General features: G+C 29.7%; 19 protein-coding genes and 1 other RNA gene. All 20 read left to right on the forward strand.

Translation table 11 applies throughout. The features are described from left to right. Nucleotides 1-252 precede the first annotated feature (252 nt). The 20 genes from ACO6OL_RS07960 (at nucleotide 253) to trxB (ending at nucleotide 16,489) form a co-directional block, all read left to right on the forward strand. On the forward strand, nucleotides 253-1,035 hold the full coding sequence (locus ACO6OL_RS07960; RefSeq protein WP_485502763.1) for a nucleotidyltransferase domain-containing protein: 783 nt from the start codon (nucleotides 253-255) through the stop codon (nucleotides 1,033-1,035). Nucleotides 1,036-1,312: 277 nt separating this feature from the next. Beyond that, on the forward strand, nucleotides 1,313-4,141 hold the full coding sequence (uvrA, locus tag ACO6OL_RS07965; protein ID WP_314160964.1) for an excinuclease ABC subunit UvrA: 2,829 nt from the start codon (nucleotides 1,313-1,315) through the stop codon (nucleotides 4,139-4,141). 177 nt (nucleotides 4,142-4,318) lie between these two features. Beyond that, nucleotides 4,319-4,501: non-coding RNA, 6S RNA (ssrS, locus tag ACO6OL_RS07970), on the forward strand. A 71-nt stretch (nucleotides 4,502-4,572) separates the two neighbouring features. Next, complete coding sequence (locus ACO6OL_RS07975; RefSeq protein ID WP_485502764.1) at nucleotides 4,573-5,340, forward strand: tRNA threonylcarbamoyladenosine dehydratase; 768 nt, start codon at nucleotides 4,573-4,575, stop codon at nucleotides 5,338-5,340. Between the two features lie 210 nt (nucleotides 5,341-5,550). Next, nucleotides 5,551-5,913 (forward strand): helix-turn-helix domain-containing protein, encoded by a 363-nt coding sequence (locus ACO6OL_RS07980; RefSeq protein ID WP_084812676.1) that lies wholly within the window; start codon nucleotides 5,551-5,553, stop codon nucleotides 5,911-5,913. A 114-nt stretch (nucleotides 5,914-6,027) separates the two neighbouring features. Continuing rightward, nucleotides 6,028-7,023, forward strand: a complete 996-nt coding sequence (gene comGA, locus ACO6OL_RS07985) for a competence type IV pilus ATPase ComGA (RefSeq protein ID WP_485502765.1) — start codon at nucleotides 6,028-6,030, stop codon at nucleotides 7,021-7,023. Next, the gene (gene comGB, locus ACO6OL_RS07990; protein WP_485502766.1) at nucleotides 6,998-8,044 is read left to right on the forward strand and encodes a competence type IV pilus assembly protein ComGB; all 1,047 of its coding nucleotides are present in this window, start codon (nucleotides 6,998-7,000) and stop codon (nucleotides 8,042-8,044) included. Before comGA ends, comGB begins: the two co-directional genes overlap by 26 nt. Before the next feature lie 10 nt (nucleotides 8,045-8,054). After that, on the forward strand, nucleotides 8,055-8,387 hold the full coding sequence (comGC, locus tag ACO6OL_RS07995) for a competence type IV pilus major pilin ComGC (protein ID WP_485502767.1): 333 nt from the start codon (nucleotides 8,055-8,057) through the stop codon (nucleotides 8,385-8,387). Next, a complete protein-coding gene (locus ACO6OL_RS08000) occupies nucleotides 8,362-8,805 on the forward strand; it encodes a prepilin-type N-terminal cleavage/methylation domain-containing protein (protein ID WP_485502768.1) in 444 nt (147 codons plus the stop codon). The genes comGC and ACO6OL_RS08000 overlap by 26 nt, the downstream gene beginning before the upstream one ends. Next, nucleotides 8,792-9,076, forward strand: coding sequence for a prepilin-type N-terminal cleavage/methylation domain-containing protein (locus ACO6OL_RS08005; protein ID WP_314160956.1), 285 nt, complete (start codon nucleotides 8,792-8,794; stop codon nucleotides 9,074-9,076). The genes ACO6OL_RS08000 and ACO6OL_RS08005 overlap by 14 nt, the downstream gene beginning before the upstream one ends. Further along, the gene (locus tag ACO6OL_RS08010) at nucleotides 9,054-9,668 is read left to right on the forward strand and encodes a prepilin-type N-terminal cleavage/methylation domain-containing protein (protein ID WP_485502769.1); all 615 of its coding nucleotides are present in this window, start codon (nucleotides 9,054-9,056) and stop codon (nucleotides 9,666-9,668) included. The genes ACO6OL_RS08005 and ACO6OL_RS08010 overlap by 23 nt, the downstream gene beginning before the upstream one ends. 4 nt (nucleotides 9,669-9,672) lie before the next feature. Next, entirely contained in the window at nucleotides 9,673-9,864 is a 192-nt protein-coding gene (locus tag ACO6OL_RS08015) for a hypothetical protein (RefSeq protein WP_314160958.1), read from the forward strand. A 414-nt stretch (nucleotides 9,865-10,278) separates the two neighbouring features. Next, complete coding sequence (locus tag ACO6OL_RS08020; RefSeq protein ID WP_314160959.1) at nucleotides 10,279-10,527, forward strand: hypothetical protein; 249 nt, start codon at nucleotides 10,279-10,281, stop codon at nucleotides 10,525-10,527. 2 nt (nucleotides 10,528-10,529) lie between these two features. Further along, nucleotides 10,530-11,432 carry a YihY/virulence factor BrkB family protein gene (locus ACO6OL_RS08025; RefSeq protein WP_314160960.1) on the forward strand — a complete coding sequence of 301 codons (903 nt, stop codon included), beginning with the start codon at nucleotides 10,530-10,532 and terminating at the stop codon, nucleotides 11,430-11,432. Between the two features lie 228 nt (nucleotides 11,433-11,660). Continuing rightward, nucleotides 11,661-12,149, forward strand: coding sequence for a peptide-methionine (S)-S-oxide reductase MsrA (gene msrA / locus ACO6OL_RS08030; protein WP_485502770.1), 489 nt, complete (start codon nucleotides 11,661-11,663; stop codon nucleotides 12,147-12,149). Nucleotides 12,150-12,227: 78 nt separating this feature from the next. Beyond that, nucleotides 12,228-13,154 (forward strand): manganese-dependent inorganic pyrophosphatase, encoded by a 927-nt coding sequence (locus ACO6OL_RS08035; protein WP_485502771.1) that lies wholly within the window; start codon nucleotides 12,228-12,230, stop codon nucleotides 13,152-13,154. Between the two features lie 236 nt (nucleotides 13,155-13,390). Then, nucleotides 13,391-13,783 (forward strand): phage holin family protein, encoded by a 393-nt coding sequence (locus ACO6OL_RS08040; RefSeq protein ID WP_485502772.1) that lies wholly within the window; start codon nucleotides 13,391-13,393, stop codon nucleotides 13,781-13,783. 15 nt (nucleotides 13,784-13,798) lie between these two features. After that, nucleotides 13,799-14,743 carry an HPr(Ser) kinase/phosphatase gene (gene hprK, locus ACO6OL_RS08045; RefSeq protein WP_314161237.1) on the forward strand — a complete coding sequence of 315 codons (945 nt, stop codon included), beginning with the start codon at nucleotides 13,799-13,801 and terminating at the stop codon, nucleotides 14,741-14,743. Nucleotide 14,744: 1 nt separating this feature from the next. Further along, complete coding sequence (gene lgt, locus ACO6OL_RS08050) at nucleotides 14,745-15,548, forward strand: prolipoprotein diacylglyceryl transferase (protein WP_485502773.1); 804 nt, start codon at nucleotides 14,745-14,747, stop codon at nucleotides 15,546-15,548. A gap of 17 nt (nucleotides 15,549-15,565) precedes the next feature. After that, nucleotides 15,566-16,489 carry a thioredoxin-disulfide reductase gene (gene trxB / locus ACO6OL_RS08055; RefSeq protein ID WP_485502774.1) on the forward strand — a complete coding sequence of 308 codons (924 nt, stop codon included), beginning with the start codon at nucleotides 15,566-15,568 and terminating at the stop codon, nucleotides 16,487-16,489. The last annotated feature ends 120 nt before the right edge of the window (nucleotides 16,490-16,609 follow it).

The following is a 16,609-nucleotide window of genomic DNA, read 5'->3' on the forward strand; positions in this document are numbered from 1 at the left end:
AAAAAAGGTTTACTGTTTTTTCTGGGTCTATAATAAATACGGTTGATAATAAATATCAGCCGTATTTATTATAGACCCAGAACCTTTGTGAGGGTGACTCGACAAAACTGATTTCTCAGAAATCACGATTTTTGAGTCACTCCATTTTTTCTTAATATTTAATAAAAGTTTTAAAAAAATATATATACAAATAAGGATGTATGTTAGAATAATATGTAATAGGAATTATATCGATATTGAAAGGATAATACAATGGTAGTATTTGATAAACTTTGGCTAGAATTTACTAAATTCCCTGAGGTAACAGCAATAGTATTGGGGGGCTCTAGAAGTGATAATAACTTTGATAAAAGTTCCGATTATGACCTCTATATTTATTGTACAAGCATACCCAATAAAGATTGTAGAAAATTAATTTTAGATAAATATTGTTCTTACATTGAATTAAATAATCAATTTTGGGAATTTGAAGATGATTGTACTTTATCCGATGGGGTAGATATAGATATTATTTATAGAAATATAAATGATTTTGAGAATAATATAGAAAATGTTGTGGAAAAACATCGAGCTGGTAATGGTTATACAACGTGTTTTTGGCATAACTTGAAAAATAGTAAAGTTCTTTATGATCCACATAAAGAATTTTATAAAATACAAGAAAGATTTGAAGTCCCATTTCCTAAGGAGTTAAAAGAAAATATTATTTCAAAAAATCTTCGTTTATTAACAGGGAACTTACCTTCTTATGATAAACAGATTCTAAAAGCATTTAATCGTGGGGATTTTATTAGTGTAAATCATCGTATGGCTGCATTTATAGAATCTTATTTCGATATTATTTTTGCAGTAAATGAACTTACTCATCCAGGAGAAAAGAGAATGATATCGTATGCTAAAGAACATGCTAAAATTCTCCCTAAGGATTTTGAAGAAAATATGAATGTATTATTAAATAGTATGGGAAGTACTTTAGAGAATGTAGAAAATAATTTGAAAAATATTATAGATAATTTAATGGGAATTTTATCATAGATTTATTGTAAAAATTTGAACTGATATATTGATTAAATAGTAGGTTAATTTTATATATGATAAATCTTATGATTGTATTTTATCAATTCAAAAATAAATTTATATGATTTGAAAGTTTTGAAATTGTTTTTCAGAACTTTCTTTTTTAATATTCAATTACATTTATGTTATAATAAGGAGGTTAATGTAAAATTAAATGAGTCTAAAAAATAGGACACAAAATTGATTTTACAATGAATAATAAAATTTGATTGTATAGAATCATTTGAGGTAATTTATGCAAAAGAAAAATAAAATTGTAATACAAGGAGCAAGGGAAAATAACCTTAAAAATATAGATTTAGAAATCCCACGTGATCAGTTTGTTGTTATTACTGGGCTAAGTGGTAGTGGTAAAAGTTCACTGGCTTTTGATACTATCTATGCTGAAGGACAACGTCGTTATGTGGAAAGTTTAAGTGCATATGCTAGACAGTTCTTAGGTAATCTTGAAAAGCCAGATGTTGATCTTATCGAAGGATTATCGCCAGCAATATCAATAAATCAAAAAACGACATCAAAAAACCCTAGGTCAACTGTAGCAACAGTAACAGAAATTTACGATTACTTGCGTCTACTTTATGCTAGAATTGGAGAAATCTACTGTCCAAATCATCACGAGAAGATTGAGAGTAGTTCAATAAGTCAAATCGTAGATGCGATTATGTTAATGCCAGAACGTAGTAGAATCCAAATAGTAGCACCGATTGTTAAGGATAAAAAAGGTACTCATAAAAAATTAATAGATAAACTAATAAAAGATGGATATATTCGATTCAAAATTGATGGTGAATTATACGAAGTTGGAGATATTCCAGAATTAGATAAAAACAAAAAACATTCTATTAGTGTAATTATTGATAGGATAGTTATTAAAGAAGGAATTGAAACACGTTTAGCTGATTCATTAGAAACATCACTAAACCTTTCTAATAATGATTTAGTAGAAATAGATGATGTTAAAGAAGAAACTACACAATTATTCTCAACTAAGTATAGTTGTAAACACTGCGATTTTACTTTAGGTGATTTAGAGCCTCGTATTTTCTCGTTTAACAATCCACAAGGAGCATGTCCAGAATGTGATGGTTTAGGAATGCATGAAACAGTAGACGTTAATAAAATTATTCAAAAAGACTTATCGATAAATGAAGGAGCTATATTAGTTTATAATAATGCGACTTCGACATATTATCCAAGTTTAATTAAATGCGCATGTGAACATTTTGGAATTGATATGGATACTCCATTTAAAGACTTAAACAATGAACAACAACAAATTATTTTATATGGAAATAATCATGAAGAAATTACTCATAAATATATTAATGACGAAGGGGTACAACGTTCACGTATAGTATATTTTGAAGGTGTAGCGAATAATATTCTTAGACGTTATAAATCAGGGATGACTAGAGCAACAAGAGAAGCTATGGCTAAGTATATTAAAGAAGACTCATGCCGTAGTTGTAAAGGTCAAAGATTAAAACCAGAAATCTTATCGGTGTATGTCGCAGAAAAAAATATTGCAGAAGTTTGTGAAATGTCTATTAAAGATAGTTATGAATTTTTCCAAAATATAAAACTAAGTGAAAAAGACTATGCAATAGCGAAATTAGTACTTAAAGAAATTAAATCAAGATTACAGTTTTTAAATGATGTTGGTTTAGATTATTTAACACTAGATAGATCATCTGGAACATTATCAGGAGGAGAAGCTCAGCGTATCCGATTAGCAACGCAAATTGGTTCGAAACTTATGGGGGTTACTTATATTCTTGACGAACCTTCAATAGGCTTACACCAAAGAGATAATGAAAAATTAATTAATACTATGCTTTCTATGAGAGATTTAGGCAATACTGTATTAGTAGTAGAGCACGATGAAGATACGATGCTAGCTTGTGACTATATAGTTGATATAGGACCTAAAGCAGGAGAACATGGAGGCCAAGTAGTTGCTGTTGGAACACCTGATGAAATCATGGCGAATGAAAATTCTATAACTGGAGCTTATCTATCAGGCCGCAAAAAAATAGACGTACCATCGAAAAGAAGAGAAGGTAATGGTGAAAATATCGTTATTAAGAAAGCAAGAAAAAATAATCTAAAGGACGTTAGTGTGAAATTCCCACTTGGTAAATTTATTGGAGTAACTGGGGTTTCAGGTAGTGGTAAATCAACACTTGTTAATGAAATCTTGTTTAATTCAGTAAAAAATGTACTTAATAAAGAGGAAATCGATACAACTGTAGTGAAATCGGTAGAGGGAATTGAAGGAAATATAGATAAGATTATCGATATAGATCAAAGCCCAATTGGAAGAACACCACGAAGTAATCCAGCGACCTATACAGGTGTATTTGATGATATAAGAGATTTATACGCAAGTACTAATGAAGCCAAATTGCGAGGATATAAAAAAGGACGATTCAGTTTTAATGTAAAGGGTGGTCGTTGTGAAGCTTGTAGTGGTGATGGAATTCTAAAAATTGAAATGCACTTCTTGCCTGATGTTTATGTTCCATGTGAAGTATGTAAAGGTAAACGATACAACAGAGAAACATTAGAAGTTAAATATAAAGGTAAGAGTATCAGTGATGTCTTAGATATGACTATTAAAGAGGCGTACGAATTTTTCGAGAATATTCCTAAGATAAAAAATAAACTTGAGACACTAGTACATGTTGGACTTGATTATATAAGATTGGGTCAAAGTGCGACAACATTATCAGGAGGAGAGGCTCAAAGGGTAAAACTGGCGAGTGAACTTTACAAGAAATCTACAGGTAAAACACTATATATTCTTGATGAGCCTACAACCGGTTTACATATTGATGACATAAGTAGATTAATTAAAATTATTGATAAGTTAGTTGATGGTGGAAATACAGTTGTTGTGATTGAACACAACTTAGATGTTATAAAATGCTGCGATCATCTTATAGATTTAGGTCCAGAAGGTGGAGTAGGAGGGGGAACAATCTTAGCTGAATGTACTCCAGAGCAATTAATTGAAAATAATGAAAGCTACACAGGGAAGTTTCTGAAAAAACTTTTAAAATAATAAAAATTAAATAAAAAAATAAGTACAAAAGAATCGATTACTAAAAATATGTTTAAAAAATATTTTACTTTATGAAAACCTTTTATTTAATAGGGTTTAGATGAAAGAATAAATCAATCTACCTGATTATACAAATTTTGAGGTTGTTTTAGTAAAGTAAGTGTGGTAAAATATAAATAGAAACTAAAGCGCTTGTAAGACTTACCATATATTCGGGCCTAACACTTTTTGAACGGGAATGAGAATCGCTTATTAGTATAAAATGCTTCCTTGAGAAGACTTTAGAACATAAGGCTATCATACCCACCTGATTATATCAGGACCAATTTAGGTAAGAATCTACGGCGTTTTGGTTTTTTTATGGCTGGTTCAAAAATGTATCCAGTCTTTTTTAATTTAAAAATTATATAATTTAAAAAATGGAGATAGAAATGTTACATCAATTTTCGAGAAATGAATTAGTAATAGGAACAGAAGGTTTAGAAATATTAAAAAGTAAAAGAGTTGGTATACTAGGTGTTGGTGGTGTAGGCTCATTTGCTGCTGAGTCGTTAGCACGTTCAGGTGTAGGATCTTTAGTTTTAATGGATAAAGATGATATCGATATAACAAATGTTAATAGACAAATTCATGCGACTACTAAAACCGTAGGATGCAGTAAAGTTCAAGAAATGAAGAAAAGAATTTTGGATATTAATCCAGAATGTGAAGTTATTGCTATTCAAGATTTCTACACTGAAGATACATATCCAGTATTCTATGAGAAACCATTGGACTTTGTTATCGATGCTTGTGACACGGTGACTTTTAAAATACATTTAATAAAATATTGTTTAGCAAATAATATTCCAGTGATTAGTGTAATGGGTTCTGCAAATAAACTAGATCCAACAAAATTCCAAATTGCTGATATTAGTAAAACTACAGTTTGCCCATTAGCAAAAGTAATAAGAACTAAATTTAAAAAAGAAAAAGTTCGAGGAAAAGTTCCTGTAGTATTTTCTACGGAAAGTCCGACAATTGCGAACAAAGAATATTTAGAAAAAATTGGGAAACAAGACTCATCTATACGAAAAGCGAAAATTCCACCAGCATCTAATGCATTCTGTCCTTCGGTTGCTGGTCTTATAGCAGCAAATTATGTTTATACAAATTTATTGAAAAATATAAAAATATTAACTGTTGAAAAACCTATTTAATGAATGAAAACAACGCTAGTTTAAGCGTTGTTTTATTTTTGTTTGAGGTTGACATATCACAGTTCTTGGTAGTATTTCTGTAAAAATTACACATAATTTGAAAATAATATTTCATATTAGCATAAAAAAAAGGTTCAAAAATTTATAATTTAATTTGATTTTTTATAGAAAACAAGGTATAATGGTTATAGATGAGAAAGGAGGATTACTTTGAAGAATAAAGGAACATTACTGGCACAAAACTTAAAAAAACTTCGAAAAATGAACAATTACTCTATGTCAACTGTAGCAGATAAACTAGAGTTATCATCTCATGGTGTATATGCGAACTGGGAATACGGAAGAAACGAACCTAACGTTGCAACACTAGTATCTATAGCGAAACTATATAACGTTTCTATTGATGAACTGGTTGGTTATAAAACTGAAAAAGGGGAACCAGAAGAGTTGGCAGATACTCACTTTGAAGTAATTGATATGATTAAATCATTGGACAGTGAGGATTGTAAATTAGTAGAAGAAGTTTTGAGAAGATTTAGGGGATATTCTTTTTCTAGAAATATAAATCTATAACATACTCAAATACTTAGGCTATAGAGTTATAATGTAGTAAATTAAATTAATAGTTTTAAATATAGGCTAAGTAGGAATACTTAGCCTATATTTTCCTTTTCTTGAGGAAATGGGGTGATAACTATTGATGTAAAAAATTTAATGAACCAGATTCTTAATGATTCAATAGAAAGAAGAGCCAGTGATATTCATATATATCCACATACATCGGGAGATTCCTTTATTAAACTCAGAGTAGGAGGACATCTGAGTAAATATGAACAATTTTCTAATAGGGAGATAGAAGCGATAATTTCGCTATTAAAATATAACTCGAATATTGATATTTCGAGAAATAAAGAGCCACAAAGTGGTCGTTTTGTATATAAGTACAACGAAAAAGATTATTATCTACGTGTTTCTACGTTACCTTTAAATGAATTAAATGAAGGTTGTGTAGTCAGAATTTTTATAAACGAATTAGAAGATGTAGATTATAGTATATTTGATGAAGATAGCAAGTATATTAATGAACTTTCTAAAAGAGCATATGGTTTAGTACTATTTTCTGGACCTACGGGAAGCGGGAAATCAACATCTATGTATAAATTAGCAAGTGATTTGGCGAGTAGAGATAAGCAGGTAATAACAGTAGAAGATCCAGTAGAGAAAAAGATTTCTAGTTTGATTCAAATGCAAGTAAATGAAAAAGCTGGAATTAATTATGATAACGCACTAAAATCTATACTACGTTGTGATCCAGATGCGATGGTAATTGGAGAAATTCGTGATTATAAAACTGCAAGCCAGGTAATTACATCATCATTTTCTGGACATTTAGTTTTGAGTACAATTCATGCTGAAAATTCTATTGGAGTAATAAATCGACTAAGAGATTTAAACTTATCATTAGAAGATATCAAACAAACTGTGATTTGCATAATTTCGCAAAGGCTGGTAAATTTAACAAATGGAAAAAGAGGATTAGTAACTGAAATATTGAAAAAAGAAGACATCCATGAATACATTGATAATAATAGAATACATGAAAACTCTTTAGAGAGAAAATTTAAATTAGCATGTGAGAAAGGATTAATCACGACTGATGAAAAAGAAAAATGGGGATATTAAAAAAGCCCTAGATAAAGAGAACAAGATATATTTTATTAAACGTCTGTATGAATTGATTAATCATGGATATATGTTAGAAGATTCTTTAGAGTTTTTGCTAATACAATATGAGGTTGCTGATGAAGAAATTATAAAAATAAAAGAAAAACTCTCTAATGGAAAAAAATTATCCGATATATTGGAATATCTTGGATATTCACAATTAATTATTAGTAAAATAAAATTTGCAGAAGATTATGGCAGAATAGAAGATATGCTACAAGAAGTAGAAACATATCTAACAATACAAAAAATACAACAAGAAAAGGTAATTAAAACTTTAAGATATCCACTATTTTTAACACTTACACTAATATGTCTCATCATGGTGTTTAATGCGCTAGTAATTCCACAATTTGAGAACATCTATACTTCATCTAATATTAAGATGGATCTCCAAACTATTATATTAATCAAATCACTATACTATATTCCAAAATTCATTTCTATAATATTTTTACTTACTCTTTTAGGAATAAGTTACATTTTTTATACAATTAAATATAAACCAAATCTATTTTTAAAATCACTTATATATATTCCTAAAGTTAGGAACTATTCTAAATTATATTTTTCTTACAGATTTTCTATGGAGTTGAGCTTGTTTCTTATGAGCGGATTTTCTTTGAAAACAGCTTTAGAAGTTATGGTTGAAGAAAACTATGATTATTACCTAACTCAATTTTCAAAAGATGTATTACAGGAATTAGATAAAGGTATAAGTTTCGAAGAAGCTATAGGAAAAATTAAATATTTTGATAACTCAATTCAAAAATTTGTAAGCCACGGGAAAAATAATGGTTTGATTGACAAAGAATTAAAATTATTTAGTGAACTGATGCTAGATACTTTTCTAACATCATTAGATAGAAACTTAAAAAAATTACAGCCTATTCTATTCGGAATTTTAGCCGTAGTAATAGTTGGATTATATATGGTTATATTACTTCCAATATTTAATATGGCTAGCTCGCTAAGATAAGGAGGAACTTATGAAAAAAATAATAAAAAAATTGAAAAGTAAAAAAGCGTTTACATTAATTGAAATGCTTATCGTGCTATTTATAATAGCAATACTATTAATCCTTATAGTGCCTAATATTACTAAGAATATAGACACTGCAAAAGATAAAAGTTCAGAAGCTTATGAAAAAACAGTTCAGGCTCAAGTAACAGCGTATGAAATTAATGAAAAAGATAAAGAAGTTACATTTGAAAAACTAGTTGAAAAACATTATTTAGATGGACCTGCAGACAAAGCTAGTACAGCACCAAATGGTAAAAAAATAGTAATAGCAAATGGTAAAGCAACTCTTGAAAAATAGGTGCGGTTTCTCTTTGGTAGAAATGATAGCTGTTTTAATGATAGTAAGTATTATAGTGATAATTTTATCGAAAATTTCTATAAACTCTTACGATAAATATCAAGAAAGATTAGCGGTAAATGAATTAGTTTCTGAAATTTATAATGTTCAAACCAAAAGTTTAGGTAAGGATAGATCTTATATCTGCTTTTTTACGAATGATAATGAGTATGCTGTCTTGTATGATGGTCAGAAACAGTGGAAGAAAATACGAAAAAATGGTAAGGCGGAGTTAGGAGCAGCATCTGTAAAATTTGAATATTGGAGAGGATATCTAACATCTAAGGCGAATACAGTTTATGTGAAGTTTGATAATAGTGCATATAAGATAATTGTTCACCTTGATGCTGGATATGTGACACTTGATGAAATACAATAAGAAAGGTTTTACATTTATAGAATTAATAGGTTCACTATTTATTTGCTCGTTGCTATTTGTGTTTTTAATTCCAAATATGGTTAAGCAGTATTCAAATTTGTATAAAATTGAAAAAGAGCTAGAGATGAAAGAAATATTGTATGAAGAAATTTGTAGTCACTATAAAGAGAGTAGTTTTACTACAAGGAGAGATAATTATTACATAAGTGTAAGTGGAAGCTCAGCAAAAATTGAGGATGAACAAACAGGTGAAAAAGTCGATTATAGGTAAAAATAAGCAAGGATTTACATTATTAGAATTAACAGTATCTTTGTTTCTTTTGGTTATATTAACTCTACTACTTATGTTAATACTTCAGACTACGATAAATACTTCTAAAAGATTTCTAGACTATTCAAATTATGAATATGCATTAGCTCATAGAAAAATATTAGAAACTTATAATAATAGTGCCAAAGTCACTCAGGAAAAACATTATATTTTAATGGAAAGCAAAGATGATTCAGAAGATGTAAGAATTAATTTCATAGACAACCGCATTTACATTGATAAATATAAAAATTCACATAACTTTGCTGGATTTATTCTTTTGTTAAAAAATTTAAAAGAATATAATTTATCTGAAGAAAATGATATAATACATATTTCTCTTGTTGATAAAAACAGTCATAAACGTGATATGTACTTGAGAGTAAAAAATGAAAAAACAGATAAAGAAAAAGCTCAAGAAGAGAAAGAAAAAAAAGAAAAAGAGAAAAAAGATAAAGATGATAAGGCAAAAGAAGAAAAAGAAAAGCAAGGAAAAGATAAAGTAGAAATAGAAAAAATTAAGCCGATTACTCACAGCGAGGAGGGAAGTTAATATTATGATAAAAATAAAAAATCATAAAAGAGCAAATGCCATTATAGCTTCTTTACTTGTAACCCTACTGGTAATTACAGTTCTATTTAGTATAGTGGGAATTTATATTAATAAAATGTATACGATGAAGAATTTGAACGATTATTATGATAAGAAAATCACAGAACAGCTAAAAGAAAATAATAAGTCTAAATAATAGTAAGAAGGCTCATCCTAATTAAAATAACATGATTAGGATGGGTTTTTATTTTGTTGGGGCTGCCCCAAAAGTTCTAAATTTTAACAAAGTATATATGATAACTCATAGATGCAGTGGTTTATTGATATCTAAATTCACTTTATAAAAGCTTTTTAGATACCTAATAAACTTTGCGGGGGGAATCGACAAGATCTTGTTTCTCCGATGATTTTTGAGTCACTCCCGAAAAATGAATCATTTTGAGAATATTAAAGGGAGAGCTAGGATAATCATTAAGTTTTTACAATTATAAAAAATTTATAGATATACTATAATAATTGAAAATATATTAACTGTTGCTTTGTTTAAGTAAATGGTTTAAAATATTACTATATTGTCAAAAGTTGAAATTACATTTAAAAGGAGATATAAATGGGTAAAAAATTATTATTAGGACTTGTGGGTGCAGGGGCATTAGCAGTTGCAGTACTTCACAAAAAAGAAAATCTAAGTTCAGAAGAACGTGCAAAAGTAGAGGAAGCTAAAAAGTATTTAGAAGAAAAAGGGTATGTTGTATCGGAAAAAAATAAGTTTCCTATCGGAAGTTTAAATTTATTATCTGTATCATCATTACCGATGTATTATAAAGCTGCTAAAACAGTAGCGAAATTTATTTTATAATTATGTTTATACCAGAAAAAAATTATTCATTTTATGATGATAATCCTAAAGGAAAGCTAACTATTAAGAAATTTGCTAAAGAGATGTTTTATCGAGTTATGTATGATGAAATATCATTACTTTCAGCAAATTTAAGTTATTATTTTATTTTATCTTTATTTCCTATGCTAATTGTTGCATTGGCATTAACTCCATATTTTAAAATTGATCAACAATTTTTATTAGAGAAGATTCAAAGCTATGCGCCAGGTGACTTAGGAGATTATCTTTTTGATATGATTTCAGAAGTATTAAATAATAAAAATAACACGATTATTACAGTGGGGATCGTATTCACACTTTGGTCAGCTTCTAGTGGTATCTATGGAATAATTATAGCTTTTAACAACGCCTTTAGAGTTCGTGATGGAAGAATATGGATAGTTACAAAACTAATTAGTGTAATATTAACAGCATTATTTTTAATTGGAATGTTTGTTGCATTAGTTTTAATCGTATTCGGAAAACAGCTTACCTATATACTTTTCCATAAATTTAATCTTGATGAAGGATATTATAATTTATGGTCGGTATTAAATTCTAGTCTACCAGTACTCTTTATATTTTTAATTTTTGTGTTCTTGTATACTATGGGACCAAATTTGAAACTTAAAGCAATAAGCATCATACCAGGAGCTGTATTTGCAACAATTTCTTGGATAATAGTAAGTAAACTGTTTGGATACTATATTGATCATTTTTCAAGTTATATTAAAACGTATGGAACAATCGGAGCATTTATGGCGTTCGTACTTTGGTTATATATTACAGGATATATTTTAATCATTGGAGCGGAAATTAATGCAATTTTCCATAATTATAAAGTAGAACATAGAGTATTTGAAGAAACTCATACGACAGAATAGAAGATAATATTGATGCTGAATTTAGCTTATAAGATCTTCACAATATTAAGTAGAATATAATTAAAAGCAAGTACAAAAAAATGTACTTGTTTTTTTCTGTAGAAATTTATATTAAGCTAGTTTGATATTATTACAGTCTAATTGAAATTCAGGCATAATTATATAAAAAGAAAGTGTTTTATAGTATAATTGTAGGTACTTAATTATAAAGATTGAGAGGATTAAGCTATGGAAAAAGAAATTTATCTAGCAGGGGGATGTTTCTGGGGTGTAGAAGGTTATTTCTCACAACTTGATGGAGTAATTACTACAAAAGTTGGTTACAGCAATGGACAAACAGCAGAAACTACTTATCAACAAATTAAAACAACAGACCATGCTGAGGTTATTTACTTAAAATATGATAATTCAGTACTACCATTAAATGATGTATTACGCCACTATTTCAGAATTATTGATCCAGTAAGTATCAATAAACAAGGTGGAGACAGAGGTCGTCAATATAGAACAGGAGTCTACTATGTAGACGAAGAAACGAAAGAAGAAGTAGTCAAATTTATCGAAGAACTACAAAAAAATTATACTAAGAAAATTGCTGTAGAAGTAGAAGCGGTAAACAACTACATCGATGCAGAAGAATATCACCAAAAATACTTAGAGAAGAACCCTACAGGTTATTGCCATGTAGATTTAAGTTTAGCGAAAAAAAGCTTGTAATTTTCAAAATAAGTTTGAAATAATTACTAAAAAAAGGTAAAATATAAATAAGTATAAATAAAAATAAGGAGTTAGAAAATGACAAACATTTTAATTTTCGGACACAAAAATCCAGATACTGATACAATTTGTTCAAGTATCGTATATAACAACTTAAAAAGATTACAAGGGATGGATACAGAAGCTGTAAGACTTGGTGAAATTAACGATGAAACTAAATACGCTCTTGAGTACTTTAACGTACGTTTACCACGTTTAGTAGAGGAAGTAGAAGAAGGACAACACGTTATCTTAGTTGACCACAATGAATTTCAACAATCAGCTAATGGAATCGAAAAAGCTGTTGTTCGTGAAGTAATTGATCACCACCGTATCGCAAACTTTGAAACAGCAGCACCATTATATTACCGTGCTGAGCCACTAGGATGTACAGCTACAATCCTTAAAAAAATCTATGAAGAACAAAGTGTTCATATCGACAAGCAAATGGCAGGATTAATGTTATCAGCAATTATTTCTGATTCATTATTATTTAAATCTCCAACATGTACTTTACAAGACAAAGTAGCAGCTGAAGAATTAGCTAAAATTGCTGAAGTTAATGCAGAAGAATATGGTCTTGCTATGTTAAAAGCTGGAGCATCAACAACTGATAAAACAGCGGAAACTTTAATTTCTTTAGATGCTAAAGAATTTGTTTTAGGAGCAGATAAACTTGTAGTTGCGCAAATTAACACAGTTGATGCTAACGAAGTAGCTGACAGAAAAGAAGAATTAGAAGCGGCAATCAATGCAGAATTAGCTTCAAAAGGATTATCAGCATATGTATTTGTAATCACTAATATCTTAACTTCAGATTCAGAAGTGCTAGTATTAGGTGAAAAACAAGACAAAGTTGCACAAGCATTCGGTAAAACTTTAGAAAATGACTTTATGACACTTGAAGGTGTTGTGTCTCGTAAAAAACAAGTAGTTCCTCAAATTACAGAGGAGTTTTCAAAATAATCATTAAAAAATAAGCTTTATGAAAGGGGCTTGTCCTAAAGTCCTAAATTTTTAAAAGTTTATATGAGAACGCATAGTCGTAGTGGTTTATTGATATCTAAAATCGCTTTATGAAAGCTTAGTAGATATCTAATAAGCTTTGCGGGGGTGACTCGACAAAATCGATTTCTCCGAAATCACGATTTTTGAGTCACTCCCTTTCTACTTTATATAAAATAGCAATGGAAAGGAAATATATGGATACATTTAAAACAATATATTTACCCTTTTTGAAGAAGGTTATTATAAACACATTAGTTGTAATAGCATTTGCAGGTTTAACACAAGGAAGATTAAAAATTGATCATCCAATATATGGTTTCCTTGGAGCCTTGCTGATTACAATATTATTCACATTAGTTAGACCATTATTGCTAGTTACTGTAATAATAACAATATTTAGTTTAGGACTATTTTCATTATTAGTAAGGACTATATTAGTTTATTCAGTTTCTTATATATTGGCACCACATTTTGAGATAGTATCGTTTTGGACAGCAATAGGTTTAGTAATAGCAATTAAAATTTTTAATTTTATATTTAAAACTGAACAAAGAACGATAATAATAAAAACATTTAAAAAGAAATAAAAAAGGAAAAAAATTATGCCAAAAATTACAACAAGAGAGCTTGTTGAAAAATTGAATTTAGAAGTAATAAGTGGTGAAAAAGGATTAGATAGAGAAATCACAACAGATGAGTTATCTCGTCCAGCGTTGCAACTTGCAGGGTATTTTTCTCACTATTCACCAAAAAGAATTCAAATTCTTGGAACAAGCGAATTATCATTCTTTAAATTAATTCCAGATATTGAGAAAAAATCAAGAATGCGTATGTTATGTACACGTATAACTCCATGTATTATTATTTCACGTGAACTAGAAGTTCCAGAAGAATTAATAGAAGCAGCTAATAAATATGACACACCCGTATTAAGATGTAAACATGACACTACGAAACTGATGGGAAATATCTCAAATCATCTTAGAAGAGTATTTGCACCTACGACTTCAATACACGGGGTATTCATTGAAGTTTATGGTATTGGGGTACTTATAACTGGAGAAAGTGGAATAGGAAAGAGTGAAATAGCTCTAGAGCTTATCAAACGAGGACATCGTTTAGTAGCAGATGATAGAGTAGATATAAGAGAGATAGAAAGAGGATTTTTAATCGGAAGTTGTGAGTCTACTTTAATAAAACACTTATTAGAAATTCGTGGATTAGGGATTATCAATGTTATGACGTTGTTCGGTACAGGAGCAGTGCGTAGCGACAAAAGATTACAACTTAATATTCATCTAGAAACATGGAATGATCAAAAACAATACGATCGAATAGGTTTAGGAAATGAAAGTAAAGAAATTCTAAATTCTAAAATTGAGAAGAAAACAATTCCTGTAAGACCTGGGCGAAATGTTGCAATCATCATAGAATCTGCTGCTATGAACTATAGGTTAAATCAAATGGGAGTGAATACTGCCAAAGATTTTACATCACGATTAGCAGAAGAAATAAAAAGAAATAATATGAATAATGGGGTGGAATAATATGACATTAGGATACTTAGATCCAATTGCCTTTCACTTGTTTACAAAACCAGTTTATTGGTATGGGATTATAATAGCGACTACTGTATTTTTTGCATATTACCTTGCGGATATGGAAGCTACAAAAAGAGGTTTGAAAAAAGATACAATGTTAGATCTTTTACTAATAGCTTTACCTATAGCGTTTATTTTTGCTCGTGCGTACTACGTAATGTTCAGATGGGAATTTTACAAAGGTGACTTCGCTAGTATGATAGCCATTTGGGATGGTGGAATAGCGATATACGGTGGTTTAATAGGTGGATTTGTTGTGCTGTACTTCTTTGCTAGAAAAAGAGGGATAAAAATTATTAAACTTTTAGATATAATAGCACCAAGTTTACTAGTAGGACAAATGTTGGGACGTTGGGGAAACTTCTTTAATCATGAAGCGTATGGAGAAATAGTCACTAGGGAATATTTACAGAATAGATTTATTCCAGAGTTCATTATAGAAAATATGTATATTGACGGCGCTTATCGTCAACCAACATTCTTATATGAGAGTTTATGGTGTTTTATCGCATTAGTAATACTATTACTAATACGAAATAAACTAGCACAAAGTGAAGTCTTTTCTGCATACTTAATCTTATATGGAGTAGAAAGATTTATAGTAGAAGGAATGAGAACAGATTCTCTTTATCTTGGAAGTTTAAGAGTTTCTCAAGTTCTTTCACTAGTATTTGTAGTAGGAAGTCTGATATACTTAATAGTGCTTAATACAAAATTCAAAGATAAGAAGATTTTGTATAGAGAATCATAAAAGAGAAGGTGGAAAATATGACAGAAAAAATTTATGACCTAATTATTGTAGGAGCAGGGCCAGCAGGTATGACTGCTTCAATCTACGCATCACGTGCGAATATGTCAGTATTGATGCTAGAAAGAAAATATCCAGGTGGTCAAATGCTATCAACTGAAGAAATTGAGAACTATACTGGATATGAGATGATTACAGGACCTGAACTATCAGAAAAAATGTTCGAACACTCTAAAAAATTCGGTACAGAATTTGGTTTTGGAAACATAACAGAAGTTGGAGTTAGAGACGGACTTAAATATGTTGTTGCAGGAGAAAAAGAATACGTAGCGAAATCAATAATTATTGCAACAGGTTCAGAGCATAGAAATCTTGATGTTCCTGGAGAAGAACAGTTTTCAGGAAAAGGTGTAAGTTACTGTGCGGTATGTGATGGTGCATTCTTTAGAAACAAAGAAGTAGTAGTTATCGGTGGAGGAGATTCAGCGGTAGAAGAAGCTTTATACTTATCTAACCTAGCTGCTAAAGTAACTATCGTTCACAGACGTGATGAACTACGTGCACAAAAAATTCTTCAAGACAGAGCATTTGCTAAAGAAAATATCGAATTTGTATGGGACAGTGTTGCTTACGAAATTAAAGGTGAAAGAAAAGTTTCTTCAATCGAAATCAGAAATGTTAAAACTGGTGAAGAAAGCTCTATTAAAGCTGATGGAGTATTCATCTATGTTGGTATGTTACCACAAACTCAAGATTTCCGAGATTTAGGAATTACTAATGAAGCTGGCTACATTCCAACTAATGAAAAATTAGAAACATTAGTACCTGGTATTTTTGCAGCTGGAGACGTACGTGAAAAAGAAATCCGTCAAGTAATCACAGCAGCATCTGATGGAGCTATAGCAGCACAAAGTGCTTATAGCTTTGTAGAAGGTTTAGAATAATAAAGTAAGAAGAGAAACTCTATTGATAGTTTCTCTTCTTTGATTTTTTATAAAAGTAAAAAAAGGGGTCTCCAAAATTTAGGACTGATGAGAAGGGTCATGAGCTTTAAGCTCATGATT

The sequence above is a fragment of the Gemella sp. genome, from assembly GCF_057272915.1.

Bases quoted from the DNA above. Each gene is read 5' to 3' on its own strand.
- comGC (WP_485502767.1), top strand. From the start codon at position 8,055: ATGAAAAAAATAATAAAAAAATTGAAAAGTAAAAAAGCGTTTACATTA.
- msrA (WP_485502770.1), top strand. From the start codon at position 11,661: ATGGAAAAAGAAATTTATCTAGCAGGGGGATGTTTCTGGGGTGTAGAA.
- trxB (WP_485502774.1), top strand. From the start codon at position 15,566: ATGACAGAAAAAATTTATGACCTAATTATTGTAGGAGCAGGGCCAGCA.
- ACO6OL_RS08005 (WP_314160956.1), top strand. From the start codon at position 8,792: ATGAAATACAATAAGAAAGGTTTTACATTTATAGAATTAATAGGTTCA.
- ACO6OL_RS08020 (WP_314160959.1), top strand. From the start codon at position 10,279: ATGGGTAAAAAATTATTATTAGGACTTGTGGGTGCAGGGGCATTAGCA.
- ACO6OL_RS08040 (WP_485502772.1), top strand. From the start codon at position 13,391: ATGGATACATTTAAAACAATATATTTACCCTTTTTGAAGAAGGTTATT.
- ACO6OL_RS07960 (WP_485502763.1), top strand. From the start codon at position 253: ATGGTAGTATTTGATAAACTTTGGCTAGAATTTACTAAATTCCCTGAG.
- comGB (WP_485502766.1), top strand. From the start codon at position 6,998: ATGAAAAAGAAAAATGGGGATATTAAAAAAGCCCTAGATAAAGAGAAC.
- hprK (WP_314161237.1), top strand. From the start codon at position 13,799: ATGCCAAAAATTACAACAAGAGAGCTTGTTGAAAAATTGAATTTAGAA.
- ACO6OL_RS08000 (WP_485502768.1), top strand. From the start codon at position 8,362: ATGGTAAAGCAACTCTTGAAAAATAGGTGCGGTTTCTCTTTGGTAGAA.
- ACO6OL_RS08035 (WP_485502771.1), top strand. From the start codon at position 12,228: ATGACAAACATTTTAATTTTCGGACACAAAAATCCAGATACTGATACA.
- ACO6OL_RS08025 (WP_314160960.1), top strand. From the start codon at position 10,530: ATGTTTATACCAGAAAAAAATTATTCATTTTATGATGATAATCCTAAA.
- ACO6OL_RS08015 (WP_314160958.1), top strand. From the start codon at position 9,673: ATGATAAAAATAAAAAATCATAAAAGAGCAAATGCCATTATAGCTTCT.
- lgt (WP_485502773.1), top strand. From the start codon at position 14,745: ATGACATTAGGATACTTAGATCCAATTGCCTTTCACTTGTTTACAAAA.
- uvrA (WP_314160964.1), top strand. From the start codon at position 1,313: ATGCAAAAGAAAAATAAAATTGTAATACAAGGAGCAAGGGAAAATAAC.
- ACO6OL_RS07975 (WP_485502764.1), top strand. From the start codon at position 4,573: ATGTTACATCAATTTTCGAGAAATGAATTAGTAATAGGAACAGAAGGT.